This is a genomic window from Serratia sp. 121840015-1, assembly GCF_053627655.1.
Genome location: NZ_JBSEYF010000005.1, coordinates 324,788 through 350,002, shown reverse-complemented (window position 1 = coordinate 350,002; position 25,215 = coordinate 324,788). Strand labels below are relative to the sequence as shown.

General features: G+C 59.1%; 22 protein-coding genes. 8 read left to right on the top strand and 14 right to left on the bottom strand.

Translation table 11 applies throughout. The features are described 5' to 3' along the window. Positions 1-319 precede the first annotated feature (319 nt). The gene (gene gmhB / locus ACUXAC_RS21640; RefSeq protein WP_043139951.1) at positions 320-883 is read right to left on the bottom strand and encodes a D-glycero-beta-D-manno-heptose 1,7-bisphosphate 7-phosphatase; all 564 of its coding nucleotides are present in this window, start codon (positions 881-883) and stop codon (positions 320-322) included. 188 nt (positions 884-1,071) lie between these two features. Here gmhB and metN point away from each other — a divergent pair, with 188 nt between their 5' ends. From metN to proS, 6 genes are all read left to right on the top strand, one after another. Continuing rightward, a complete protein-coding gene (metN, locus tag ACUXAC_RS21635; protein ID WP_004932012.1) occupies positions 1,072-2,103 on the top strand; it encodes a methionine ABC transporter ATP-binding protein MetN in 1,032 nt (343 codons plus the stop codon). Next, positions 2,096-2,749, top strand: a complete 654-nt coding sequence (locus tag ACUXAC_RS21630) for a methionine ABC transporter permease MetI (RefSeq protein WP_004932010.1) — start codon at positions 2,096-2,098, stop codon at positions 2,747-2,749. The genes metN and ACUXAC_RS21630 overlap by 8 nt, the downstream gene beginning before the upstream one ends. 39 nt (positions 2,750-2,788) lie before the next feature. After that, positions 2,789-3,604: a MetQ/NlpA family lipoprotein gene (locus ACUXAC_RS21625; protein ID WP_454266876.1), complete on the top strand. Its 816-nt coding sequence runs from the start codon at positions 2,789-2,791 to the stop codon at positions 3,602-3,604. Between the two features lie 114 nt (positions 3,605-3,718). Continuing rightward, positions 3,719-4,123: an Rcs stress response system protein RcsF gene (rcsF, locus tag ACUXAC_RS21620; protein ID WP_033649823.1), complete on the top strand. Its 405-nt coding sequence runs from the start codon at positions 3,719-3,721 to the stop codon at positions 4,121-4,123. Beyond that, entirely contained in the window at positions 4,120-4,827 is a 708-nt protein-coding gene (tsaA, locus tag ACUXAC_RS21615) for a tRNA (N6-threonylcarbamoyladenosine(37)-N6)-methyltransferase TrmO (protein ID WP_454266875.1), read from the top strand. The genes rcsF and tsaA overlap by 4 nt, the downstream gene beginning before the upstream one ends. A 120-nt stretch (positions 4,828-4,947) precedes the next feature. Further along, entirely contained in the window at positions 4,948-6,666 is a 1,719-nt protein-coding gene (gene proS / locus ACUXAC_RS21610) for a proline--tRNA ligase (RefSeq protein WP_041036458.1), read from the top strand. 60 nt (positions 6,667-6,726) lie between these two features. On the opposite strand, the gene nlpE is transcribed toward proS, so the two are convergent. From nlpE to ACUXAC_RS21595, 3 genes are read right to left on the bottom strand one after another with little or no spacing between them, the layout of a single operon-like run. Beyond that, positions 6,727-7,410, bottom strand: coding sequence for an envelope stress response activation lipoprotein NlpE (gene nlpE, locus ACUXAC_RS21605; protein ID WP_197768387.1), 684 nt, complete (start codon positions 7,408-7,410; stop codon positions 6,727-6,729). Between the two features lie 29 nt (positions 7,411-7,439). After that, positions 7,440-7,853: an alternative ribosome rescue aminoacyl-tRNA hydrolase ArfB gene (arfB, locus tag ACUXAC_RS21600; protein WP_028127523.1), complete on the bottom strand. Its 414-nt coding sequence runs from the start codon at positions 7,851-7,853 to the stop codon at positions 7,440-7,442. Positions 7,854-7,856: 3 nt separating this feature from the next. Continuing rightward, positions 7,857-8,405 carry a YaeQ family protein gene (locus tag ACUXAC_RS21595; RefSeq protein ID WP_454266874.1) on the bottom strand — a complete coding sequence of 183 codons (549 nt, stop codon included), beginning with the start codon at positions 8,403-8,405 and terminating at the stop codon, positions 7,857-7,859. Positions 8,406-8,618: 213 nt separating this feature from the next. On the opposite strand from ACUXAC_RS21595, the gene ACUXAC_RS21590 reads away from it, so the two are divergent. Beyond that, a complete protein-coding gene (locus ACUXAC_RS21590) occupies positions 8,619-8,819 on the top strand; it encodes a YaeP family protein (RefSeq protein ID WP_004931993.1) in 201 nt (66 codons plus the stop codon). Continuing rightward, positions 8,806-9,069, top strand: coding sequence for a Rho-binding antiterminator (rof, locus tag ACUXAC_RS21585; RefSeq protein WP_004931991.1), 264 nt, complete (start codon positions 8,806-8,808; stop codon positions 9,067-9,069). Before ACUXAC_RS21590 ends, rof begins: the two co-directional genes overlap by 14 nt. Positions 9,070-9,119: 50 nt before the next feature. Here the strand turns inward: rof and ACUXAC_RS21580 are convergent, their stop codons facing one another. The 10 genes from ACUXAC_RS21580 to dnaE form a co-directional block, all read right to left on the bottom strand. After that, positions 9,120-9,434, bottom strand: coding sequence for a c-type cytochrome (locus ACUXAC_RS21580; RefSeq protein WP_033649818.1), 315 nt, complete (start codon positions 9,432-9,434; stop codon positions 9,120-9,122). Further along, entirely contained in the window at positions 9,434-10,765 is a 1,332-nt protein-coding gene (gene tilS, locus ACUXAC_RS21575; RefSeq protein WP_454266873.1) for a tRNA lysidine(34) synthetase TilS, read from the bottom strand. The genes ACUXAC_RS21580 and tilS overlap by 1 nt, the downstream gene beginning before the upstream one ends. Positions 10,766-10,821: 56 nt before the next feature. Beyond that, a complete protein-coding gene (dtpD, locus tag ACUXAC_RS21570) occupies positions 10,822-12,273 on the bottom strand; it encodes a dipeptide permease DtpD (RefSeq protein ID WP_033649816.1) in 1,452 nt (483 codons plus the stop codon). A gap of 68 nt (positions 12,274-12,341) precedes the next feature. Then, positions 12,342-14,480 (bottom strand): lysine decarboxylase CadA, encoded by a 2,139-nt coding sequence (cadA, locus tag ACUXAC_RS21565; protein WP_033649815.1) that lies wholly within the window; start codon positions 14,478-14,480, stop codon positions 12,342-12,344. A 95-nt stretch (positions 14,481-14,575) separates the two neighbouring features. Further along, entirely contained in the window at positions 14,576-15,919 is a 1,344-nt protein-coding gene (cadB, locus tag ACUXAC_RS21560; RefSeq protein ID WP_033649814.1) for a cadaverine/lysine antiporter, read from the bottom strand. 369 nt (positions 15,920-16,288) lie between these two features. Then, the gene (gene cadC / locus ACUXAC_RS21555; RefSeq protein WP_225529527.1) at positions 16,289-17,842 is read right to left on the bottom strand and encodes a lysine decarboxylation/transport transcriptional activator CadC; all 1,554 of its coding nucleotides are present in this window, start codon (positions 17,840-17,842) and stop codon (positions 16,289-16,291) included. 89 nt (positions 17,843-17,931) lie between these two features. Further along, positions 17,932-18,321 carry a VOC family protein gene (locus ACUXAC_RS21550; protein ID WP_060441362.1) on the bottom strand — a complete coding sequence of 130 codons (390 nt, stop codon included), beginning with the start codon at positions 18,319-18,321 and terminating at the stop codon, positions 17,932-17,934. Positions 18,322-18,426: 105 nt separating this feature from the next. Beyond that, on the bottom strand, positions 18,427-20,571 hold the full coding sequence (locus ACUXAC_RS21545) for a lysine decarboxylase LdcC (RefSeq protein WP_100396808.1): 2,145 nt from the start codon (positions 20,569-20,571) through the stop codon (positions 18,427-18,429). A 111-nt stretch (positions 20,572-20,682) separates the two neighbouring features. Continuing rightward, positions 20,683-21,642 (bottom strand): acetyl-CoA carboxylase carboxyl transferase subunit alpha, encoded by a 960-nt coding sequence (gene accA / locus ACUXAC_RS21540; protein WP_019455765.1) that lies wholly within the window; start codon positions 21,640-21,642, stop codon positions 20,683-20,685. Positions 21,643-21,654: 12 nt separating this feature from the next. Continuing rightward, positions 21,655-25,143, bottom strand: a complete 3,489-nt coding sequence (dnaE, locus tag ACUXAC_RS21535; protein WP_019455764.1) for a DNA polymerase III subunit alpha — start codon at positions 25,141-25,143, stop codon at positions 21,655-21,657. Positions 25,144-25,215 lie beyond the last annotated feature (72 nt).

Genomic DNA, 25,215 nt, shown 5'->3' with positions numbered 1-25,215 from the left:
CTTCAAGACTTGATATTTTTTTGCATCCGAAGATGCTGGATATCGTCTTGTGGAGTGCCCACACAGATTGTCTGATAAATTGTTAAAGAGCAGTGAGTTAGGCGCTTTCGCTTGCTAACTCGAGGTGGCGTATATTACGCTTTCCTCTTTCAGAGTCAACCCTAATTTTCAGGATTTTTTCTCTGCGACCCCCGGATACTCTGTGAAGTTGTTCACATGTTCCGTGTCGATGGAGGCGCATTATAGGGAGCCGGTTCAGAATGACAAGCGATAATCTGCATTTTTTATCTGACCGCTCACTATTCATTCGTAACGCCTATTAAACCCGCTTTTTGATGGCTGCCGGCAGGTCCGCCAGGCTATTTAGCACCCAATCGGCCAGCTTTTCGCCTTGCTCGGTTACCGGCTTACCGGTACGCACCAGCACCTTAGTGCCAACGCCGGCCGCGATCGCCGCCTGCATATCTTCCGGTTTATCGCCCACCATATAAGAAGCGGCCATATCGATGTTCAATTCCTGCTGCGCTTGCAGCAGCATGCCCGGCTGCGGTTTGCGGCAGTCACACACCTGACGATACTCTTCTATTACTGCCTCCGGATGATGCGGGCAGAAATAGATGCCGTCGAAGTCGACGTCGCGATCGGCCAGCGACCAGTCCATCCACTCGGTCAGGTACATAAATTGGTCTTCGCTGAACTTGCCGCGCGCAATGCCGGACTGGTTGGTCACCATCACCAACGCGAAGCCCATCTTTTTGAGTTCGCGACAGGCGTCAATCACGCCGTCAATAAAGTGGAAGTTGTCGATTTCATGGACATAGCCATGGTCAACGTTAATCGTACCGTCACGATCGAGAAAAATTGCTGGAACGCTTTGTGTCACCGCTTTGCTCCTGAGGGCCTGTATACGCTGACAGTATCGCATGTTTTACCCCGCACTGAGAACGCCGGAGAACGTCGTTGGCCGTTGACTTGGACGTCTAGACGCCTTAACATCTGATCCATACCTTGGTTCCACGCCGAGGTTTACTTTTATCTAGCCACGGGCAACCACGCTAAAATAAGAAGAATATGATTAAACTTTCTAACATCACTAAAGTGTTCCAGCAGGGTTCGCGCACTATTACCGCGCTCTCTGACGTGACCCTTCACGTCCCTGCCGGGCAAATCTATGGCGTTATCGGGTCTTCCGGTGCCGGCAAAAGCACGCTGATCCGCTGCGCTAACATGCTGGAGCGCCCAACGTCCGGCCAGGTTCTGGTCGATGGTCAGGATCTGACTTCGCTGTCTGAAAGCGAACTGACGCGCGCCCGTCGCCAAATCGGCATGATCTTCCAGCACTTCAACCTGCTCTCTTCCCGCACGGTGTTCGGCAACGTGGCGCTGCCGCTGGAGCTGGACAATACGCCGCGCGCCGAGATCAAAAAGCGCGTGACCGAACTGCTGGAGCTGGTCGGCCTGGCGGACAAGCACGACGCCTACCCGGCCAACCTGTCCGGCGGCCAGAAACAGCGCGTGGCGATCGCCCGTGCGCTGGCCAGCAATCCCAAAGTGCTGCTGTGCGACGAAGCCACCAGCGCGTTGGATCCGGCCACCACCCGTTCCATCCTGGAACTGCTGAAAGACATCAACCGCCGTCTGGGCCTGACCATTCTGCTCATCACCCACGAAATGGACGTGGTGAAACGCATCTGCGACCAGGTCGCGGTCATCAGCCAGGGGCAACTGATCGAAAAAGACAGCGTCAGCGAAGTGTTCTCACACCCGAAAACCCCGCTGGCCCAACAGTTCATTCAGTCCACGCTGCATCTGGATATCCCGGACGACTACGCCGCGCGCCTGTCGCCGGAACGTCAGGGCGACCGCCAGCCGCTGCTGCGCCTGGAATTCACCGGCCAGTCGGTCGATGCGCCGCTGCTGTCTGAAGCCGCTCGCCGCTTCAACGTGAACAACAACATTATCAGCGCCCAGATGGATTATGCCGGCGGCGTGAAATTCGGCGTGATGCTGGCGGAGCTGCACGGCAGCGACGAAGACGCGCTGGCGACGATTAAGTTCCTGCAAGAAAATCAGGTAAAAGTAGAGGTTCTGGGTTATGTCTGAGGCAATGATGTGGTTGATGGCGCGTGGCGTGTGGGAAACCGTCATGATGACCTTTGTCTCCGGCTTCTTCGGTTTCGTGCTCGGCCTGCCGGTCGGCGTGCTGCTGTATGTCACCCGCCCGGGGCAGATCATCGCCAACAACTCGCTGTATAAAATCCTGTCCGGGCTGGTGAACATCTTCCGTTCCATCCCGTTCATTATCCTGCTGGTTTGGATGATTCCGTTTACCCGCATGATCGTCGGCACCTCTATCGGTCTGCAGGCGGCCATCGTGCCGTTGACCGTGGGCGCCGCACCGTTCATCGCGCGCATGGTGGAAAACGCCCTGCTGGAGATCCCGTCCGGTCTGGTGGAAGCGGCGCGCGCCATGGGTGCCACGCCGATGCAGATCATCAAGAAAGTGTTGCTGCCGGAAGCCCTGCCGGGCCTGGTCAACGCCGCAACCATCACGCTGATCACCCTGGTGGGCTACTCCGCCATGGGCGGCGCGGTCGGCGCCGGTGGTCTGGGCCAAATCGGTTACCAATACGGTTATATCGGTTATAACGCCACAGTGATGAATACCGTATTAGTATTACTGGTAGTTTTGGTTTATCTGATCCAGTTCTGCGGCGATCGCATCGTCAAAGCCGTTACCCATAAATAGTTTCACAGCATGTTAATGCGAGTCTAATGAGGAAGGGATATGTCGTTAAAATTTAAATCCATCGCGGCAATTGGCGCACTGATCGGTACTCTGGCTCTGGCGGGCTGTGGCCAGGATGAAAAGAATCCAAACCACATCAAGGTCGGTGTGATCGTCGGCGCTGAGCAGCAAGTAGCTGAAGTCGCTCAGAAAGTGGCGAAAGAGAAATACGGTCTGGACGTTGAGCTGGTGACCTTCAACGACTACGTGTTGCCTAACGAAGCGCTGAGCAAAGGCGATATCGATCTGAACGCCTTCCAGCACAAGCCATACCTGGATCAGCAAATCAAAGATCGCGGTTACAAGCTGGTGCCGGTCGGCAGCACCTTTGTTTACCCGATTGCCGGTTACTCCAAGAAAATCAAATCGCTGGACGAGCTGAAAGACGGCTCTCAGATCGCACTGCCTAACGATCCGACCAACCTGGGCCGTTCGCTGCTGCTGCTGCAGAAAGTCGGCCTGATCAAACTGAAAGACGGCGTTGGTCTGCTGCCGACCGTGCTGGACGTGACCGAGAACCCGAAAAACCTGAAGCTGGTTGAGCTGGAAGCGCCTCAGCTGCCACGTTCCCTGGACGATCAGCAGATCGCGCTAGCGGTAATCAACACCACTTACGCCAGCCAGATCGGCCTGACGCCGGCGAAAGACGGTCTGTTCGTGGAAGACAAAGACTCGCCTTACGTCAACCTGCTGGTTACGCGCGAAGATAACAAAGATGCGGAAAACGTGAAGAAATTCGTGCAGGCCTATCAGTCTGACGAAGTCGACGCCGCCGCCAACAAAATCTTCAACGGTGGTGCGGTGAAAGGCTGGTAAGCGCTTATTCGCCAATTTTATTCCTATAATTGCAAGACGGGCCAAGGCCCGTCTTGTTATTTCCGCCATAGATTGCTTCAATAGCGCCACTTTCATTAAGGCAGAGGAATCTCAATGCGTGTTTTACCTCTCTGTTTGTTAGCGCTCGCGCTGGCCGGATGTTCATCGCAACGTATCGCGCCGTCCTCAACAAACAGCACCAGCAAGCCGACCACCACCAGCCCGGCCAAGACCACGCCGGCCGCCCGCCCTGCTCCGGTAAAACTGTACAAAAGTGCAGAAGAGCTCGTGGGTAAACCGTTCCGCGATCTGGGTGAAGTGTCCGGCGAATCGTGCCAAACCACCGTACAAGACTCCCCACCGAATCTGGCCACCGCCCGCAAACGCATGCAAATCCGCGCGTCTTACATGAAGGCCAACGCCGTGCTGCTGCACGACTGCCAGATTGTCAGCGGCGTCGCCGGTTGTTACCAGCAGGCCGTCTGCCAGGGCTCGGCGCTTAACGTCTCGTCCAAATGACCGAATTCGTTTTCGAGCAGATCGGCGTGATCCGCTCGCCGTATAAAGAAAAATTCGCCGTTCCCCGCCAGCCGGGGCTGGTCGAAGACGGTGGCGGCGAACTGCTGCTGCTGCCGCCCTACAACCAGGCGGAGGCGGTACGCGGCCTCAGCGATTTCAGCCATCTGTGGGTGATGTTCATTTTCCATCAAACCCTGGAAGGCGGCTGGCGGCCGACGGTGCGCCCGCCGCGTTTAGGCGGCAATGCCCGCATGGGCGTGTTCGCCACCCGCTCCACCTTCCGCCCCAACCCGCTCGGCATGTCCCTGATCGAACTGAAAGGCGTGCGGGTAAAAAACGGCGACGTGGTGCTGGAGCTGGGCAGCCTCGATCTGGTCGACGGCACCCCGGTGGTGGACATCAAGCCTTATCTGCCGTTCGCCGAGAGCCAGCCGCAGGCCCGCGCCGGCTTTGCCCAGGCCGCGCCCGCCAGCGACATGCCGGTGCGCTTCGCGCCGCAGGCCGAGCAGCAGCTGCAGCAACATCAGGCGCGTTACCCGCAATTAAGGCGTTTTATCAGCCAGGTGCTGGCACAAGACCCCCGTCCCGCCTATCGTAAAGGAGAGGACGTCGAACGGGATTACGCCGTCTGGCTGCTGGATTTCAACGTGCGCTGGCGCGTCGTGGACGGTCATACCGAAGTGTTGGCGCTCGACCCGCGTTAAAATTCCGCCGCCTCTCTTTTGGCGACCCGCTCGCGCTGGTAAACTAAACCACTTTTGTCACTTTTGGCCGCCACTCTGGCAGCCCGATGCAATTTGCAGTTCTAACGGAACCAAAACACCATGCGTACTAGCCAATATCTGCTCTCCACTCTGAAGGAGACACCTGCCGACGCCGAAGTGATCAGCCACCAGCTGATGCTGCGCGCCGGGATGATCCGCAAGCTGGCCTCCGGTCTTTACACCTGGCTGCCGACCGGCCTGCGCGTTCTGAAAAAGGTTGAAAACATCGTTCGCGAAGAAATGAACAATGCTAATGCGATCGAAGTGTCTATGCCGGTGGTTCAGCCTGCCGACCTGTGGCAGGAAAGCGGCCGTTGGGAGCAATACGGCCCCGAGCTGCTGCGCTTTGTCGACCGCGGCGACCGTCCGTTCGTGCTGGGCCCGACGCACGAAGAAGTGATCACCGATCTGATCCGCAACGAGATCAGCTCGTACAAACAGCTGCCGCTGAACTTCTTCCAGATCCAGACCAAGTTCCGCGATGAAGTGCGCCCGCGTTTCGGCGTGATGCGTTCCCGTGAGTTCCTGATGAAGGATGCCTACTCCTTCCATACCTCACAGGAGTCTCTGCAGGAGACTTACGACGCGATGTACGAAGCGTACAGCAAAATCTTCAGCCGCATGGGCCTGGATTTCCGCCCGGTGCAGGCCGATACCGGCTCGATCGGCGGCAGCGCCTCGCACGAATTCCAGGTGCTGGCAGACAGCGGTGAAGACGATATCGTATTCTCCACCGGTTCCGACTTCGCCGCCAACATCGAGCTGGCGGAAGCGGTCGCGCCGGCGGCTCCACGCGCGGCGGCCGGCGAAGAATTGCGCCTGGTGGATACGCCAAACGCCAAAACCATCGTTGAGCTGGTCGAGCAGTTCCAGCTGCCGGTGGAAAAAACCGTGAAGACGCTGATGGTGCGCGCCACCGAAGAGAGCGGCCACAAGCTGGTTGCCCTGCTGGTGCGCGGCGATCACGAGCTGAACGAAATCAAGGCCGAGAAGCTGGCGCAGGTTGCCGCGCCGCTGACCTTCGCCACCGAAGAAGAAATTCGCGCCATCGTCGGCGCCGGCCCGGGTTCACTCGGCCCGGTCAACCTGCCGATGCCGGTGGTTGCTGACCGCAGCGTAGCGGCGATGAGCGACTTTGGCGCCGGTGCCAACGTTGACGGCAAACACTACTTCGGCATCAACTGGGAGCGCGATTTGCCGCTGCCACAGGTGGCCGATATCCGTAACGTGGTGGAAGGCGACGCCAGCCCGGACGGTCAGGGCACGCTGCTGATCAAACGCGGCATCGAAGTGGGCCATATCTTCCAGCTCGGCACCAAGTACTCGGAAGCGATGAAAGCGACCGTGCAGGGCGAAGACGGCCGCAACCAGGTGCTGACCATGGGTTGCTACGGCATCGGGGTTACGCGCGTCGTGGCCGCCGCCATCGAGCAGAACCATGACGAACGCGGCATCATCTGGCCGGACGCCATCGCGCCGTTCCAGGTAGCGATCCTGCCGATGAACATGCACAAGTCGTTCCGCGTGCAGGCGCTGGCCGAAGAGCTGTACAACACCCTGCGCTCCCACGGCATCGACGTGATCCTCGATGACCGCAAAGAGCGTCCGGGCGTGATGTTCGCGGATATGGAGCTGATCGGCGTGCCGCACTCTATCGTTATCGGTGACCGCAACCTCGACAACGAAGAGATCGAGTACAAGAACCGCCGCGTCGGCGAGAAGCAAATGATCAAAACCGGCGAAATCGTTGATTTCCTGCTGGGCCAGATCAAACGCTAAGCGACGAACGTCAGAAAATAAAAAACCCGCTCAGGCGGGTTTTTTTATATCCGAAATTGCTTATTTGCTGCTGCAGTTCTTGCTGCGGTCGAACGCGATTTTACCGTCCGGCACCAGCGCCTTTTCGGTCAGACCTTCCTCCATCGACGGCTGCACGCTGAAGTGCGCACTGAACGTCAGGAATACCGGCTCACCGGCGGTCTTGTATGCTTTGGCGTAACCTTGCTCCAGCGCGATGTTGTTGTCCACCGGGAAGGTTTTGCCGGTCGCGCAGTCCTTGAAGACGGCCGCGTCCGCCATATAGGTGTAGCTGCCTTTCAACGTCATCGGCGTTTTAGGCAACGGCTTCTCAACCGGATCCAGGCGGTAATTCAGCTTGGACTCGATCGGCACGCCGCTGCGATCCAGCATTTCCAGGCTCTTGCCCACCGGGCGGAAGTAGCGTTTTTCGCCGTTGCTGTCGGTCAGCACCAGTTTATCCGCCGTGCGCGCCCATTTACCGTAATCGGCAAAGGTCTGATCGCCGTCTTTGGTGTCGCGATAGGTTTCCTGCAGCACGAAGGTGCCGTCCTCATCCAGGAACAGAGCCGTATCCAGACCGCCGCAATCGGCGCAAGGCAACAGCCCTTGATAACTCTGCGGCATCGCCTGCAGCGGTTGTTCCTTCGGCTGATAATGATTGTTGCATCCCAACAACGAGAGTGCGCCTGCCGCGAGGAACAGGGCTACCGTAATTTTCTTCACAGTTATTCTCCTACTGTGTTCATGTATTCCTAAGTGCGAACCTTGCCACGCAGCGCTTTGGTGGCGCCTTTACGCGCCTTGCCTTCCAGGCGACGCAGTTTGGCCCCTTTCGTGGGCTTGGTCGCCTTGCGCGTTTTTTCCACCACCATCGCCTGCCGAATCAGCGCGGCCAGCCTGGCCAACGCCGCTTCGCGATTCAATTCCTGACTGCGATACTCTTGCGCCTTGATAATCACCACGCCATCAGCGGTAATGAGATGATGATTCAGCGCCAGCAGCCTTTCCTTATAATACTCTGGCAGGCTGGATGCCCGGATGTCAAAGCGCAAATGGATCGCCGTTGAGGTTTTGTTCACGTGCTGGCCGCCCGCGCCCTGCGCGCGGATCGCCGTCAATTCCAGCTCATTATCCGGTATGGCTACGTTTCTTGACAGTTCCAGCACCGGTCACACCTGTGCCTGCTGCCACTCGGCAAACTGGATTTCCAGACTATTCTGAGCATCGGACAGCCAAATAGTTCCCTCTTGCAACGTCGCCTGCAGCGTCATGGTGCGACTGGCCAATGCCGTCAGGCGCGCCAGCTGTTCGTCGTCGAGAAAACGCACGCTCAGGTTCTTGTGGCCGGCCACCTTGCCCTGTATTCCCTGCCACCATACGTGCGCGGCGCGCTCGCCGTAAGCGTACAGCACCACGCGCGGCGACTGGTTGCAGGCCTTGCGAATGCGTTTTTCGTCGGGCAATCCCATCTCGATCCACATTTCCAGCCCATTGTGGTCGTTGCGCTGCCAGATCTCCGGCTCGTCGTCGGCGCTCAGCCCTTTGGTGAACACCAGCCGTTCGTCCGCATGGCAGATCCAGGCCAGCAAGCGCAGCATCATGCGCTGCTCGTTTTCGGACGGGTGTTGCGCCAGCGTCAGCGTGGCGTCGTGGTAGAAGTGACGATCCATATCAGCAATATTGACCGCGGCTTTATAAATGGTTGCTTTCAGCGCCATGGGTGACCTCGTTATTATCCGGCGACAGTGTACTTGATCAGGGCCAAACCCCGCCAGCGCGGCCAGGCCGCGGCAGTGCGAAAGGCGTGCCGGGGTGCTGATAACTCCATAACAGCTGTGCTATAGTCGTCTAGGATAGGATAAAACTCCGAGAGCCTGCGCCTCATCGCGAGAGCGGTCTTGATGATGCAGAGGTTCTTAAGGGAGGAAACTGTGCAACAATACTGTGAGTTAGTACGCCGTACTTACGCCGAGATTGGCAGTGGAGATCTTGGCTACGTGCCTGATGCGCTGGCTTGTGCGTTAAAGGCATTGGACGATGTCGCAGCGAACGACGCGCTACCGTCCTCCGTTAGGGAACAGGCGGCCTTTGCCGCCGCTAACTTATTGGTGAGCGACTATGTTGATGAATGATGAGTACCAACCCATCAATTGCGATGACTACGACAACCTGGAACTCGCCTGTCAGCATAAACTTATTCTGAAGCTGGAGTTACGCGACGGAGAAGTGATCGAGGCCAAGGCGATCGACCTGCTGCAAAAGAAACGCGTTGAGTATCTGACCATCGAACAGAACGGCCAACAGCGCGACCTGCGCCTTGACCATATCAGCAGTTTCAGTCATCCGGAAATCGGTACCGTGGTCGTCAGTCTGTCGGACTGAGCAGCGGTAACCCCATCCCAACAGGGCAGCCCAACGGCTGCCCTCGTCATTTAAGGCTTCAGGCTGGCGTAAAAGGCCGCCAGATCGGCGATATCGTCATCCGACAGCCCCGACACATAGGCCTTCATCACCTCAGCCTGGCCGCCGTTGCGCTCCCCTTTCTTATACGCCTGCAGCGCGTGCTGCAGGTACATGGCGTTCTGCCCGGCCAGATTCGGGTACATCGGCACCGTCACCTTGCCCTGCGCGCCGTGGCACGCCGCGCAGGCGGCGGCTTTCGCCTGGCCGGCGGCCGCATCCCCCGCCGCCAACGCCGGCAGGCTGAACAGGCCGGTGGCCAACAGCGTGATCCCCACAAACTTCATCATTGCTCCTCGCTATTATGATTTCTTTCCCAGCGCAGCCGCCACGGGCGTTCGCCTTCCGGCACCTGCCCCGCTTCACAGACGAATATGCCCAGCGCGGCAATCAGCTGCTCATCATAATAAATCAACGGGATGCGTTCACGCTGCCAGGGCGGAATACCCAGCTCCTGCCACAGTTTTTTTATCGGCCGCGAATGGGCGCGCCCCACGATGCGCACCGTGCCCTGCACGCCGCCGAACCGAACGCTGACCTGTTGCGATGGCTGCGGTGCGCGCAGCACCAGCTCGCCCTCACCGGGAATCAACTGCCCCAGCCCGTCCGGCAACGTCAGCGGCTGGTCAGGCTGCCAGGGCAGATGCACATCGCGCAGCGCCGCCAGCGGCGGCAACAGGTGCAACCGGCCGCGGAAACGGCGAATCTGATAGGCGCCGAGCTGCAGCTGCGGTTCGGCATCCTCCCGGCTGAGCGCCACCTCTTCCCACAGGCGTTGCAGCTGCTCACGCGCCGGCATAGTGACGTTAAACAATGCGATCCAGCGCCGCAGCAAGGCGAAGCGCCGCACCGGCGAACAGTCTGTCAGGCCGTCAATCGCCAATGAGCGATCCGCCGCCAACAGGTTTTGCAGCGGTTCCGCCAGCAGTTCGTCCAGCAGTTGCTCCTGCTCGGCGCACAGGCCGGCGCTGCGCGCCACCGCCGAGGCGAAGTGCGGCCAGCGTTGATTGAGCTGCGGCAGCACCTGCAGCCGCAGGAAATTGCGATCGAAGCGCGTGTCCTGATTGCTGTCGTCATCGATCCAGGTTAAGGCGTGGCGTTGCGCGTAGCTTTCCAGCGTCTGACGCGAACAGCCCAACAGCGGCCGCAACAGCAAGTGCTCCCCCAACGCCGCGCGTGCCGCCATCGCCGACAGCCCCGCCGGCCCGCTGCCGCGCTTGAGCGCCAACAGGAAGGTTTCGCTTTGATCGTCGAGGTGTTGAGCGGTGAGCAGTGCTTCGCCCTCCGTCAGCGCGGCGCTGAAGGCGGTATAGCGCGCCGCACGCGCCGCCGCTTCGATACCGCCCTGGCGGGCGTCCACCTGCACGTGCGTCACCGTCAGCGGGATCTGCCAGTCGGCACAGCGGCTGCGGCAATGCTCAACCCAGCGGTCGGCAAAGGCGCTCAGGCCGTGATGCACGTGCAGCGCACGCAGCTGCAGCGCCGGACGCTGGCGGCGCAAGGCCGCCAGCACATGCAGCAGTACGCTGGAATCCAGGCCGCCGCTGAACGCCACCAGCAGCCGCTGCTGCGCGCCCAACTGGTCTGCCACCCGCGTCGTTAATTGATCAGTATTCATCGGTAGGCTTTGTCACTTCTACATAGCTGCACGTTAACCCCGCCTACCGTCATCAATCAAGCATTAACCGTCCGGGCCTGGCGCCGCGCCAGCAACCACCAGCCGCCCAGCACCGCGATCACCGCCAGCGCGCATCCGGCCGCTCCCCAGCCGATCTGAGCGAAAATGCGGCCATACGCCTGCATCGCCGCACCCTCGATGTGATCCTCGGCGGTCTGATTGGCAATAATGCCCGCCAAGTAGTTGGCGATCGAGCCGGTCGCCAGCATATAGATACCGGTCAGCACGCCGGTGGCGCCGGGGATATTCAGCCGGGTGATCTGCGCCATCGCCACCGGATCGATAAACAGTTCGGCGAAGCCCATCACCGCCAGGCCGGCGATCATCAGCCCCATCGATCCCGGCCCGTGCAGCCGCGTATTGAGCGCCATCAGCGTAAAGCCGACGCCGATCAACAGCAGACCGAAGGCGAACTTGCACCAGATGCGCAGCGTGCGATCGCCCGTACCGTCGCCGCTCGCCAGCCATGCCAGCGCCACGCCGCCCAGCATCACCGCACAGGCGTTAACCGACTGGAACAGCGCGGTCGGCACCGTCCAGCCGAACCAGCGCCGATCGACGAAGTGATCGATAAACAGGCTGATGGAGCTGCCGCCCTGCTGGGCGAAAGCCCAGAACAACGTGCCCAGCAGCATCAGCACAACGATCTGCCACAGCCCCCGGCGCTGGCCGGCGTCCGCACGCAGCATAATGCGCGCCACCAGCACCACCGCCGCCACGCATACCAGCCCGAGCAAATAGCCGGCCCAGTCGTGCACAAACAGCAGCGTGAAGAACAGCGGCGATGCCAGCAGCGCCGCCAACAGCCAACCCCAGTGCGGCAAACCCAGGCTTTTGGCGCGCATCAGCGGTGCATTCACGCCGCGGGTATGGCGGAAGTGGCGCCCGCCGAGCAGGAAGATCGCCAGGCCGGCGAACATGCCGATCCCGGCCAACGCAAAGCCGACGTGCCAGCCATAGCGCTCGGCCGCCAACCCGCAGGCGATCGGCGCCAAAATGGAACCGACGTTGCCGGCGGCGTACAGCAGCGAGAAGCCCCCTTCGCGGCGCGAGTCCTGCGCCGGATACAGCTCGCCCAGCAGGCAGCTGATATTGGATTTGAACAGGCCATAGCCGCAGATGATGATGGCCAGCGCCAGATAGAGCGACTGGGCGGAGACCGCACTCAGGCCGAGCACGATATGCCCCAGCGTCATCAGCGCCGCGCCGGCAATCACCGCGACGCGATTGCCCAGCAGGCGGTCGGCGAGCCAGCCGCCCAAAATAGGAGTGACGTAAACTAACGAAGCGTAAGCGCTGTAGAGATCGATGGCGTGGCTGTCGGTATAGCCGAGTTGGTGGGTCAGATAGAGAATCAGTAACGCACGCATGCCGTAAAAGCTGAAATATTCCCAAATTTGTATGGCTACGACATAGTAGATTGCGCGCGGCTGTGAGGGTGTTTTCATGGAGGTCTCCCATCAGTCGGTGAACGACAAAGGGGAAGCGCGAGCGCCTCCCCTGTTATTGGCTGCGGTTATTTCGCCTTCAGCACTTTCACCCGATAACGTCCGTCGGCCTGACGATAGGCGCCGTGAATGTCGGTTTCAAAGCCCGGATAATGCGCGCCGATTTCGCACAGCATCTGCAGGAACTCCAGCACCGGCCGGCTCTCCTCGGTCAGCATTTCGCCCGGCATCACCAGCGGCACGCCCGGTGGGTATGGGAGGATCATATTGGCGTTGACCTTGCCGACCATCTCTTCCAGATAGACTTCTTCCACTTCGCCGTGCAGCTCTTTCTGGAACGCCTGGTACGGGTTCATCACCATGGTTGGCAGCACTTCGAACGCGCGATACATCAGGTCCGGCAGGTTGTGTTGCTCCACCAGGCGGTGAATGTTCTGCGCCAGATCCTGAATGCGCATGTTTTCATAGAAATCAGGCGCTTCCTGATACAGCGAAGGCAGCATGTTTTTCACCCGCAGGTTCAGATCGAACGAGCGTTTGAAGTCGGTCATCGCGCGCAGCAGGCTGAGCGCCTTGGTTTTGTCGATGCCGATGCTGAACAGGAACAGCAGGTTGTACGGCCCGGTTTTCTCGACGATGATGCCGCGTTCGTCGAGGTATTTCGCCACGATGCTGGCCGGGATACCGAACGGCTGCATCTCGCCTTCCTTGCTCATCCCCGGCGTCAGAATGGTGACCTTGATCGGGTCGAGATACATGTGTTCGTTATCGATGTTCTTGAAGCCGTGCCAGGCACTGTCGGAACGCAGCGGCCAGCATTCCGGCTCATCGATATGCTCCGGCTGCCAGACGTCGAAGAACCAGCCGTCGGATTCGACTTTCAGGCGTTTGATCTCTTTGCGGAACTTGATCGCGCGCTCGATAGAGCCGTTGATCAGGCGCTTGCCGGCGTTGCCTTTCATCATCGCCGCAGCGGTTTCGGTCGACGCCACGATGCCGTAGTGCGGCGAGGTGGTGGTGTGCATCATGTAGGCTTCGTTGAAGGTCTCTTCGTTGATGTCGCCCTTCACGTGAATCATCGAAGCCTGCGAGAAGGCCGCCAGCAGTTTGTGGGTGGACTGGGTTTCATAGATCACCTTGCCCTCCACGCGGCCGCCGCTCATGCCGCACTTGCCTTTATAGATCGGGTGGAAGTTGGTGTAAGGCACCCAGGCGGAATCGAAGTGGATAGATTTCACGTCCAGGGTGTTCTTGATAAAGTCGGTGTTGTACAGCAAGCCGTCATAGGTGGAGTTGGTGATCACCGCGTGCACCGGCCAGGTGGCGTTCGGGGTCTCCTTCACGCGTTTGGCGATGGTGGCGCGCTGGAACTCGCTCTGCGGAATACCGCCGAGGATGCCGTAGGCGTTGCGGGTCGGGCGGAAGTAGATCGGCGTGATGTCACTCATCATCATCAGGTGAGTCAGCGACTTGTGGCAGTTACGGTCAATCAGCACCGTGCTGCCCGCCGGAGCCGAATACATGCCGACGATCTTGTTGGCGGTGGAGGTGCCATTGGTGACCATGTAGCTGCGTTCGGCGTTGAATACGCGGGAAATGTACTCTTCCGCCTCTTTGTGCGGGCCGGAGTGATCCAGCAACGATCCCAGTTCGGACACCGAAATCGAGATATCCGACTTCATGGTGTTCGGGCCAAAGAAATCGTAGAAGATACTGCCCACCGGACTTTTCTGGAACGCGGTACCGCCCATGTGGCCCGGCGTACAGAAGGTGTATTTGCCTTCGCGCACGTATTTGAACAGCGCCTTGGTCAACGGCGGCAGGATGGTGTCGATATACTCGTCGGTATTCTGTTTGATCTTGGCGGCGATGTCGGTTGCCGCGCCGAGCGCATATTCGAAGAAGCGCACCTGCATGCGCAGATCGTTCAGGCTGACGTCCAGCGTCGAATAGGTGTTGGCGAACGCGTACAGCGGCATGTACTCGTTCAGCTGGCTGATCTCTTCGCACAGCTCCAGGTTGTATTTGTCCCAGTCGAAGATCACCCCGCACAGACGGGCGTTGTTCTCGATCAGTTTCAGCAGGTCTTCGCGATCGTTAGGGTAAACGATGCGGAAATCCAGACTTTCCAGCGCCTGATGCAGTTCACGGATAGGCTCTTCTTTGAAGTAGACACCCATGTGATTCATGATGGCGATAACGTTCATATGCATTTCTCCTGGCAAAGCAAGCCCCTTCCCGTCGCGGCTGACAGGTCGGAAAGAAAGGGGCTGGGTAAATTCAGTCGGTCAGCGGACGCGAATCAGTGCGCTTTGGCCGTGGTGTTTTCATCAACCGCCGCTGCGTTGGCAGCCTGGCGGGTATTCATTTTCCGGGCGTAGAACATCAGGATAATCAGGCTGATGATAAAGGTGCCGGACAGTTCGAATGAGTTGGCGCCCATCAGCGCGATGAAGCAGAAGCCGCAGCCGCACACCGAAGCGATCAGGCTCAGCAGGTTGCGCACGTTGACCCCTTCGAAGCGGATCAGGTCTACGCAGGAGTAGAAGTAAGGCAGCATGGTCAGCAGCACCGCGATGCCGGTCAGCTCGCCGAACAGGTCGGACGCTTTGCCGCCGGCGGAGCTCATCAGGGTGATCAGCACCATCAGCGCGGTCATTTTGCAACCGGCCAGCAGCAGGCCTTTCTTCGGAATACCGTTTTTATCCAGCTCGCCGTACACTTTCGGGAAGTTGCCGTCGTTGGCGGCACGGACCCCGGCCTGGCCAACCAGCATCATCCACGAACCCAGTGACGTCAGGCAGGCGAAGGCGGTGAAGGCGGAAACCATCGGTGCGGCCCAGTTGCCCATAATCGCCGAGGCGCTGATGGCGAACGGCGCGCCGCTGGCGGCCATTTCAGACGCCGGGAACATACCGCTGATCACCTGGGTGGCAGCGATGTAGATAATGCCAGCCAAGCCGGTGCCGAGCATGGTTGCCAGCGGCACGGTGCGTTTCGGGTTTTTCACCATGCCGGTGCTGACCGCCGCGGATTCCACGCCGATAAACGCCCACAGGCACAGCAGGATACTTTTGATGACCGCATGGCTGTCGGTGGTGCCGGAGGTATTCCAGTTAGCCTGATAGGTGGCGGCGTCAAACCAGTGCCAGCCGACGGTGGCAGTCACGATCACCGGGATCAGCACCAGCACCAGGCCCAGGGTGGTCAAACGACTGACCCAGGTTCCGCCCAGCATGTTGACGAAGGTGAAGATCCACACGATAGCGATACAGGCGATGCCGGCAGGTACCGGGTTGTTCAGCGCCGGGAAGAAGGTGGAGAGATAAGAAACGGCGGTAATGCCGATGGCCAGGTTACCGATCCAGTTGGCATGGTAATAAAGCACGCCGGTCTGGAAACCGAAGGCCGGGGAAATTTCACCCGCGTAGGCGATAGGGCCGCCCTGCTGCGGGTTTTTGGTGGCGAGGCGGGCATACACATAGGCCAGCGACATCGCCCCGATAATCGAGATCACCCATCCCCAGATGGCGATAGATCCGAGACTCGCCAGGTTGGCGGGCAATAAGGCAATCCCGCTCCCCATCATATTACCGGCGACGACGCCGGTGCAGGCAATAAGCCCTATTTTCTTGGGTGAAGCCATGGTCAGTTTCTCCTGATTTACGTTTCTTATAAGCCACACCCATAAATAAAAGATTTTAATGAGCCGGCTTGATAGTCAGGATGCTAACCATCGGAGGGAATAAAGTCCTAAAGATAAAGTGAGATTACGCTCATGATCATACAAATGATAACCTGAGGTTTTTCATTAACACATCAAGATAAAAAGGTAAGCTAAAGAAAAGATAAACATCATTTAAAAACAACAATATGACAAGGTTAATGGCGCATAACAAACGGCAGAAAATAAATAATATCGCGCAGCAAAATAATACATTCACGCAACATGCCTTCACCAATAGATAACGCCGCCATGATTCCCGGAGAATAATGGCGGCGTTATATCAGTTAATTATTGGTGCTGATAGTTATTTAAATAAGGCACCACGTTGGTCAATGACGTTTGGAATACGCCATTGGTGATCCAATGCAATGTGTCTTCGCCGGGGCGAAGATTGAATGCGGTAATATAAGAATCCGCCGCCAAATGGTTCTGCCCCTGCATTTCATACACCTTGCCCAGCAGCACATAATTCAGCCACGACATTTGCAATTCAATCCCCAGATCGATCGCCCGGTGCGCCTCGTCAATGCGCCCCTGCGTCAATGCATCTACCGCCAGAACTTGCTGCATGATTGGCGTGTTTTTCAATTCGGGGATCGTCGCCAGATGGTTGATATCGGCGCGCAATTGCGCCAGGGCCTGGCTGTCGAACGGTTGATAAGAATTACGCAGCAGATCCACCAGCGCCTTTTCGGCCAGCAGGTAATGGAAGTTCGGCGCGCTTTTAATCAGCTCGCTCAGCTGGGCGCTGGCGCGGGTCAACGAATCGGCGTCGCCGTGGATCAGCAACTGGTGCGCCTGGTAGAAACGCTGCAGCAACGGCCCGTTGTCGGGCAGCAGCTGCGCCAGGCGCTGCTCCAGCTGTGGCGGCCAGGGCTGCTTCAGCGCAGCGGACAGGCTGGAGAGGAAGTCGGTCTGGATCTTCAGCTGGTTATCGGCGGTAATAAAGTAACGCTTGTCCAGCATGACTGAGCTGTCGGCGTTATCCACCAGCCGCACGGACAGGAAACACTGCTGGGCGCGGTAGTGGCGCTGATTGACGAACTCGATATACAGCGACTTGCCCGAGTTGCTGGGGCCGGAATAGTTGTAGTTGGTCTGGTCGTGTACCAGGAAGGTCGAGTAGGTGTTCAGCGAATCGGTGATCAGCTCGCTGACGCCCACCACATAAGAGAGCTGCGGCATCCAGTTGCTGCAGCTCTCGCCGCCCTGGATGCGAATATCGATATCGCGCGGGTTGAGCAGCACCGGCATGGTGGATACCGGCACGCGCTGCGACAGCGTGGCGATGCCGACAAACGCCACGCAGACGCTGAGCGCCGCCAGAAACGCCAGCCACACCCAGAAGGTCGAGCGGCGATAAAAACGCGGCTTCTTTTCGCCGGGCGCAGCAGGCGGTGCGCTTGCCCGGCGCGGCGGTACGTACGGCGTCTCGTCTTCCTCGCTGCCGTCTTCCGGCTCATGCATGATCACCGCGATCTGCGGCGCCTGTGCGGGAGCGGGTTGCGTCTCCCCTTCTTCACACCAGATCACCGACGTCGCCAGCTTATACCCGCGCTTGGGCACGGTGATAATGTATTCCGGGCTGTCGCTGTCGCCGTCTTTCAGGTATTTGCGCAGCTCTGAAATACATTGGGTCACCACATGGTTGGTGACGATATTGCGCTTCCAGACGTTGTCGATCAGCTCGTCACGGCTCAGCACCACGTCGGGATGCCGGGCGAAATAGCACAGCATATCGATCAGGCGCGGTTCCAGCGTTTTTTGGCGTCCGTCGCGGCTGATGGTGTTGTCGGCAGGGGTAACCAGCCACTCCCCGACGCGAAAAGCAGGCTCTTGCATGGCGGAAATAACTCTGTAGGCATGTAGGGCAAGGGCGCGATCATAGCATAACCGTCCCCGGCTGTGGCCGCCGGGAGGCGATTAAGCCGTTAACTCTCGTATAATTCTAACGGTAAACCATCGGGATCGCTGAAAAAGGTAAAACGAGATTGGGTATAAGGATCGACGCGTACCGGTTCGCAGGCGACGCCGGCCGCCTGCAGATGGGCGATGGCCAGGTCAATGTCGTCAACGCTGAACGCCAGATGGCGCAGGCCGCAGGCCTCCGGGCGGCTGACGCGAGCCGGCGGCGAAGGGAAAGAAAACAGCTCGATAGTGTATTGCCCGTTGAGCGCCAGATCGGCTTTCCAGGAGCCGCGCTCCTCGCGGTAGACTTCGCTCAGCAGGGTAAATCCGAGAATGTCGCAGTAAAAATGCTTACTGGCGGCGTAGTCCGCGCCAATGATCGCGATATGGTGTACCTGACGTAACGCCAGCATGGCGGCCTCTCCTGTTCGGTCTGATGAGGCAAGGTATCCGGCGGCGGCGATGCCGTCAATGAGAACGCCCGGCATATCTTTCCAAACTGCCGGGCGTGTAATGCATTACGGCAGCGGGGCTTTCAACACCTTGACCAGATAGCGTCCGTCCTCCGTCAGTTTGGCGCCGTGGATGTCGGTTTCAAAACCGGGGTAACGTTCGCCGATCGAGCACAGCATCAGCAGGAAATCGAGCACCGCCCGGCTCTCTTCGGTGATCATTTCCCCCGGCATCACCAGCGGCACGCCCGGCGGATACGGCAGGATCATATTGGCCGCCACCTTGCCCACCAGCTGATCCAGCTCGCAGGTTTCCACGTTGCCGCGCACCTGCTCCTGGAACATCTGGTGCGGTGTCAGCTTCATTTCCGGCAGCACGTCGAACGCCCGCTGCATCAGGCGCGGCAGATCGTGTTGGCAGATCAGGCGATGAATGCCGGCGGCCAGATCCTGAATGCGCATGTTGCGATAGAAATCCGGATCCTCGGCGTACAGATCCGGCAGCATGTTCTTCACCCGCAGGTTGAGATCGTAGGCGCGCTTGAAGTCGGTCAGGCCGCGCAGCAGGCTCATCGCCTTGGTTTTATCGATGCCGATACTGAACAGGAACAGCAGGTTGTACGGCCCGGTCTTCTCCACCACGATGCCGCGCTCGTCGAGGTATTTCGCCACCAGCGCTGCCGGGATCCCCTCCTCCTCCAGCGCGCCCAGCTCGTTCATGCCCGGCGTCAGGATCGTCACCTTGATCGGATCGAGGTACATGTGATCGCGATCGGTCTGGCCGAAACCGTGCCAGTTGTCGTCCGGATCCAATGGCCAGCATTGCGCCTCATCGATCTCTTCCGGCTGCCAAATGTCGAAGAACCAACTGTCGCTCTCCTCGCGCAGCCGCTGCACTTCACGGCGAAAATGCAGCGCACGCTCCACCGAGCGGTTGATCAAGCGGCGCCCCGGATTGCCGCGCAGCATGGCGGCGGCGGTTTCCATCGACGCCACGATGCCGTAGTGCGGCGAAGTGGTGGTGTGCATCATGTAGGCTTCGTTGAAGGTGCTCTCGTCGTAATCGCCCTTGATATGAATCATCGAAGCCTGCGAGAAGGCCGCCAGTAGCTTGTGCGTCGATTGGGTTTCGTAAATCACCTTACCGGGCACCCGCTCGCCGCTCATGCCGCTTTTGCCGTCGTAAATCGGATGGAAGTTGGTGTAAGGCACCCAGGCGGAGTCGAAGTGGATCGACGGCACCTCCAGCGTCTGCTTGATGTAGTCGGTGTTGTACAGCAGGCCGTCATAGGTGGAATTGGTGATCACCGCATGCACCGGCCAGGTGGCGTTCGGGGTCTCCTGCACCCGGGCGGCGATGCTTTCGCGGGTAAACTCGCGCTGCGGAATGCCGCCGAGGATGCCGTAGGCGTTGCGCAGCGGGCGCAGATAGATCGGCACGATATCGCTCATCATCAGCAGGTGACACAGCGATTTGTGGCAGTTGCGGTCGATCAGCACCGTGCTGCCGGCCGGCGCCGAATACATGCCGACGATCTTGTTGGCGGTGGAGGTGCCGTTGGTGACCAGATAGCTCTGCTCGGCGTTGAAGGTGCGCGCGATATACTCTTCGGCCTCCAGGTGCGGCCCGGTGTGATCCAGCAGCGAACCAAGCTCGGTAACCGAAATCGAGATGTCGGCCTTCAAGGTATTGGCGCCGAAGAAATCGTAGAACAGGCAGCCCACCGGGCTTTTTTGAAACGCGGTGCCGGCCATGTGGCCCGGCGTGCAGAAGGTGTACTTCCCTTCGCGCACATAGTTGAATAACGCCTTGGTGAGCGGCGGCGTAATGGTGTCGATGTATTCCGCGGTGTACTGCTGGATGCGCTGCGCGATATCGTCCGCCGCATTCAGGCCATACTCGAAGAAATAGAGCACCATGCGCATTTCATGCAGGCTGACGTCGAAGGTAGAGTGGGTATTGATAAAGGCATACAGCGGCAGGTATTCGTTCAGCTCGTTGATCTCGCTGCACAGCTCCAGGCTGTAGTCGTCCCAGTCGAAGATCACCCCGCAGATGCGGGCGTTGGCTTCAATCAGCTTCAGCAGGTCGCCGCTGTTTTTGGGGTACACCAGCTGGAATCCCATGGCGGCCAGCGCCGCGTGGAGCTCGCGGATCGGCTCATCTTTGTAGTAGACGCCCGTCGGGCCCATGATGGCGATGATATTCATCGGCAGCTCCTGTCAGTTAACGGCCAAGTCTCTATAACACCACGAAAATCCGGCGGTGTGTAGCCAAAAAAAAACCGCCCGAAGGCGGTTTCTTGCAGCTAAGAACAGAACTCAGCAGTAGCCGTAGTTCATCAGACGCTGATAGCGGCGGTTGAGCAACTCTTCGTCGTTCAGACCGTCCAAATCTTTCAGATCGGCCAGCAGCTGCGCTTTCAGCGCGGCGGCCATCGCCGGCACGTCGCGGTGCGCGGAACCCAGCGGCTCCGGGATCACCGAGTCGATCAGCTTCAGCTCTTTCAGGCGCGGCGCGGTGATGCCCATCGCTTCTGCAGCCAGCGGCGCCTTGTCGGCGCTCTTCCACAGGATGGAAGCACAGCCTTCCGGCGAAATCACCGAGTAGGTGCTGTACTGCAGCATGTTCACCTTATCGCCCACGCCGATCGCCAGCGCGCCGCCGGAGCCGCCTTCGCCGATGACGGTGCAGATGACCGGGATATTCAGACGCGACATCTCACGCAGGTTGCGCGCGATGGCTTCGGACTGGCCGCGCTCTTCCGCGCCCACGCCCGGATAAGCGCCCGGGGTATCGATAAAGGTGATGAGCGGCATCTTGAAGCGGGCGGCCATTTCCATCAGGCGCAGTGCTTTGCGGTAGCCTTCCGGCGCCGGCATGCCGAAGTTGCGGCGGATCTTCTCTTTGGTTTCACGGCCTTTCTGGTGCCCGATGATCATCACCGGGCGGCCATCCAGGCGCGCAATACCGCCGACGATCGCTTTGTCGTCGGCGTAAGCGCGATCGCCCGCCAACTCTTCGAAGTCGGTAAAGATGTGTTTGATATAATCCAGGGTATAAGGACGGCGCGGGTGGCGTGCCAATTGGGCAATCTGCCAAGCCCCAAGATCGGCAAAAATCTTGCGCGTCAGCTCAACGCTCTTTTCACGCAGGCGCTGAACCTCTTCGTCCAGATTAATATCTAATTTTTCGTCTTGACGGCTGACTGCAGTCAGCGAGTCAATTTTCGCTTCCAGCTCTGCAATCGGCTGTTCAAAATCAAGAAAATTCAGACTCATAGCATTCCTATTTTAGTCAAATTCCAAGTCCACCTGCTCATTGCCTACCAACGTCCGCAAGTCGATCAACAAGCGGTCGGTGGGCGTCACGCGCCAGGTTGCGCCAAAACGCAGCTTGGCTCGTGCATCTTCCCGTTGATAGTAGAGATGCACTGGAATCGTCCCCGATCGATGGGGTTCCAACGACTGACGGAGACGGTTCAAAAGCTGGTCATCAATTTGCCTGTCAGTCAGCGAGATAGCAAGCCCGCGAGCGTATTTTTCCCGGGCTTCACTGATGTCCATTACCTCGCGGGCCATCATTTTAAGCCCGCCGCTAAAGTCATCAAAGCTGACCTGTCCACTGGCGATAAGGATACGGTCTTTTTCCAACAAATGCTGGTATTTTTCTAACGCTTCGGTGAATAACATCACTTCCAGGCGGCCCGAACGGTCATCCAATGTACAGATACCGATGCGGTTGCCGCGCTTGGTCACCATCACCCGCGCGGCGACCACCAGCCCGACGGCGGTGGTCATTTTGCCCCGATCCGTCGGGTGCATGTCTTTCAAACGCTGGCCACCGGCGTAACGTTCGATCTCCTTCAGGTACTGGGTGATCGGGTGGCCGGTCAGGTACAGCCCCAGCGTCTCCCGTTCACCGTCCAGCACCACCTGCTCCGGCCAGGGGGCGATATTGGCGTAGGACTGCTCCACCTGCTCCGGCGCCTCCGCCAGCACGCCGAACATATCTACCTGGCCGATAGCTTCGGCTTTCGCATGCTGATCCGCCGCTTTCAACGCGTCGCCGAGCGAATTCATCAGCGCGGCGCGGTGCGGCCCGAGGCGATCGAACGCGCCAGACATGATCAGCTTTTCCAGAATGCGGCGGTTCAGTTTCTTGATGTCGGAGCGCGCACAGAGATCGAACAGGTCTTTGAAGTAACCCTGTTCGCCGCTGTTGCGCGCCTCGATGATGGCCTCGATCGGCCCTTCCCCCACGCCTTTGATGGCGCCGATGCCGTAAACGATCTCGCCGTCGTCGTTGACGTGGAAGTGATACAGGCCACTGTTGATGTCCGGCGGCAGGATCTTCAGCCCCATGCGCCAGCATTCGTCCACCAGCCCCACCACTTTGTCGGTGTTGTCCATATCGGCGGTCATCACCGCCGCCATAAACTCGGCCGGATAGTGCGCCTTCAGCCACAGCGTCTGATACGACACCAGCGCATAGGCGGCGGAGTGCGATTTGTTGAAGCCGTAACCGGCGAACTTCTCTACCAGGTCGAAGATTTTCACCGACAGTTCGCCGTCGATGCCGCGTGATTTCGCGCCGTCTTCAAAGCCGCCGCGCTGCTTGGCCATTTCGACCGGGTTCTTTTTACCCATCGCACGGCGCAGCATGTCCGCGCCGCCCAGGGTATAGCCGGCCAACACCTGGGCAATCTGCATCACCTGTTCCTGATACAGGATGATGCCGTAGGTCGGTTCCAGCACCGGCTTGAGCGACTCGTGCTGCCACTGGATATCCGGGTAGGAGATCTCTTCGCGGCCGTGCTTGCGGTCGATGAAGTTATCCACCATGCCCGACTGCAGCGGCCCCGGGCGGAACAGCGCCACCAGTGCGATCATGTCTTCGAAGCAGTCGGGCTTTAGACGTTTGATCAGATCTTTCATGCCGCGCGATTCAAGCTGGAACACCGCCGTGGTTTCCGAGCGCTGCAGCATGTCGAAGCTTTTCTTGTCGTCGAGCGGAATGGCGGCGATGTCGATCGGTTCCAGCCCGGTCTTGGCGCGCCGGGCGTTGATCATCTCCAGCGCCCAGTCGATGATGGTCAGGGTACGCAGACCGAGGAAGTCGAACTTCACCAGCCCGGCGTATTCCACATCGTTCTTGTCGAACTGGGTCACCGGATGGTGCCCTTCGGCGTCGCAGTACAGCGGCGCGAAGTCGGTGATTTTGGTCGGCGCGATCACCACGCCCCCGGCGTGTTTACCGGCGTTACGCGTCACCCCTTCCAGCTTGCGCGCCATGTCGATCAGCGCCTTGACCTCTTCGTCGGCCTCGTAAATTTCCGGCAGCTGCGGTTCGGCGGCGAAGGCTTTTTCCAGCGTCATGCCCGGATCCGGCGGCACCAGCTTGGAGATGCGATCAACGAAGCCGTACGGATGCCCCAGCACGCGGCCCACGTCGCGGATAACCGCTTTCGCCGCCATGGTACCGAAGGTGATGATCTGCGATACCGCTTCGCGGCCGTACATCTCCGCCACGTGCTCAATTACCTGGTCGCGCTTCTCCATGCAGAAGTCGACGTCGAAGTCGGGCATCGAGACACGTTCCGGGTTCAGGAAGCGTTCGAACAGCAGGTCGAATTCCAACGGATCGAGGTCGGTGATTTTCAACGCATAGGCCACCAGCGAACCGGCACCGGAGCCGCGCCCCGGGCCCACCGGCACGTTGTTGTCCTTCGACCACTGGATAAACTCCATCACGATCAGGAAGTAGCCGGGGAACCCCATCTGGTTGATCACCTTCAGCTCGACGTCCAGACGCTCGTCGTATTCCGGGCGGCGCTGCGCGCGCACTTCAGGATCGGGGAACAGGAACTCGAGACGCTCTTCCAGCCCCTCTTTCGATTTGAGTACCAGGAAGTCCTCGGTGCTCATGTCGCCGGTCGGGAACTGCGGCAGGAAGTATTCGCCGAGGCGAATGGTGACGTTGCAGCGCTTGGCGATCTCGACGCTGTTCAGCAGCGCTTCGGGGATGTCGGCGAACAGCTCGCACATCTCGTCTTCGCTGCGCATGTATTGCTGCGGGCTGTAGTTGCGCGGCCGCTTGGGATCGTCCAGCGTAAAGCCGTCGTGGATGGCGACGCGAATCTCATGGGCGTCGAAGTCGTCTTCCACCAGGAAGCGTACGTCGTTGGTGGCCACCACCGGCAAACCGCGTTCGGTGGCCAGCGCCACCGCCGCATGCAGGTAGTTCTCTTCGTCCGGGCGGCCGGTGCGGATCAGTTCCAGGTAGTAACAGTCCGGGAAGTGCTGCTGGTAGAAGTCCAGGCACTGATCCACCTGCGCCTGGTTGCCGCGCAGCAGAAACTTGCCGACGTCGCCCTGACGCGCGCCGGAGAGCAGAATCAGCCCTTCACGATGTTCAATCAGCCAGTCGCGATCGATGGTCGGGCCGGCGGCCCCGTAGCCACGCTGATAGGCGCGGGAAATCAGCAGCGTCAGGTTCTGGTAGCCTTCGTTGTTGCTGGCCAGCACCGTCAGCTGAGCCAGCTCGTCGCCCAGCTCTTCGCTTTGCACATGAAAATCCGCGCCGATGATCGGTTTGATCCCGGCGCCGTGCGCGCTGCCGTAGAACTTCACCAGCCCGCACAGGTTGGTGAAATCGGTGATTGCCAGAGCAGGCATGGCTAACGCGGCGGCTCTTTTCACCAGCGGTGCCGTCTTGGCCAATCCATCAATCATGGAGTAGTCACTGTGGACGCGCAGGTGAATAAAACGAGGTTCGGCCATCTCCAGATACCTGATTGAAGGGGCTCAGCAGGCTGAGCCCGGGTTAATGCTATCGTCGAGCCTGGTCAACCA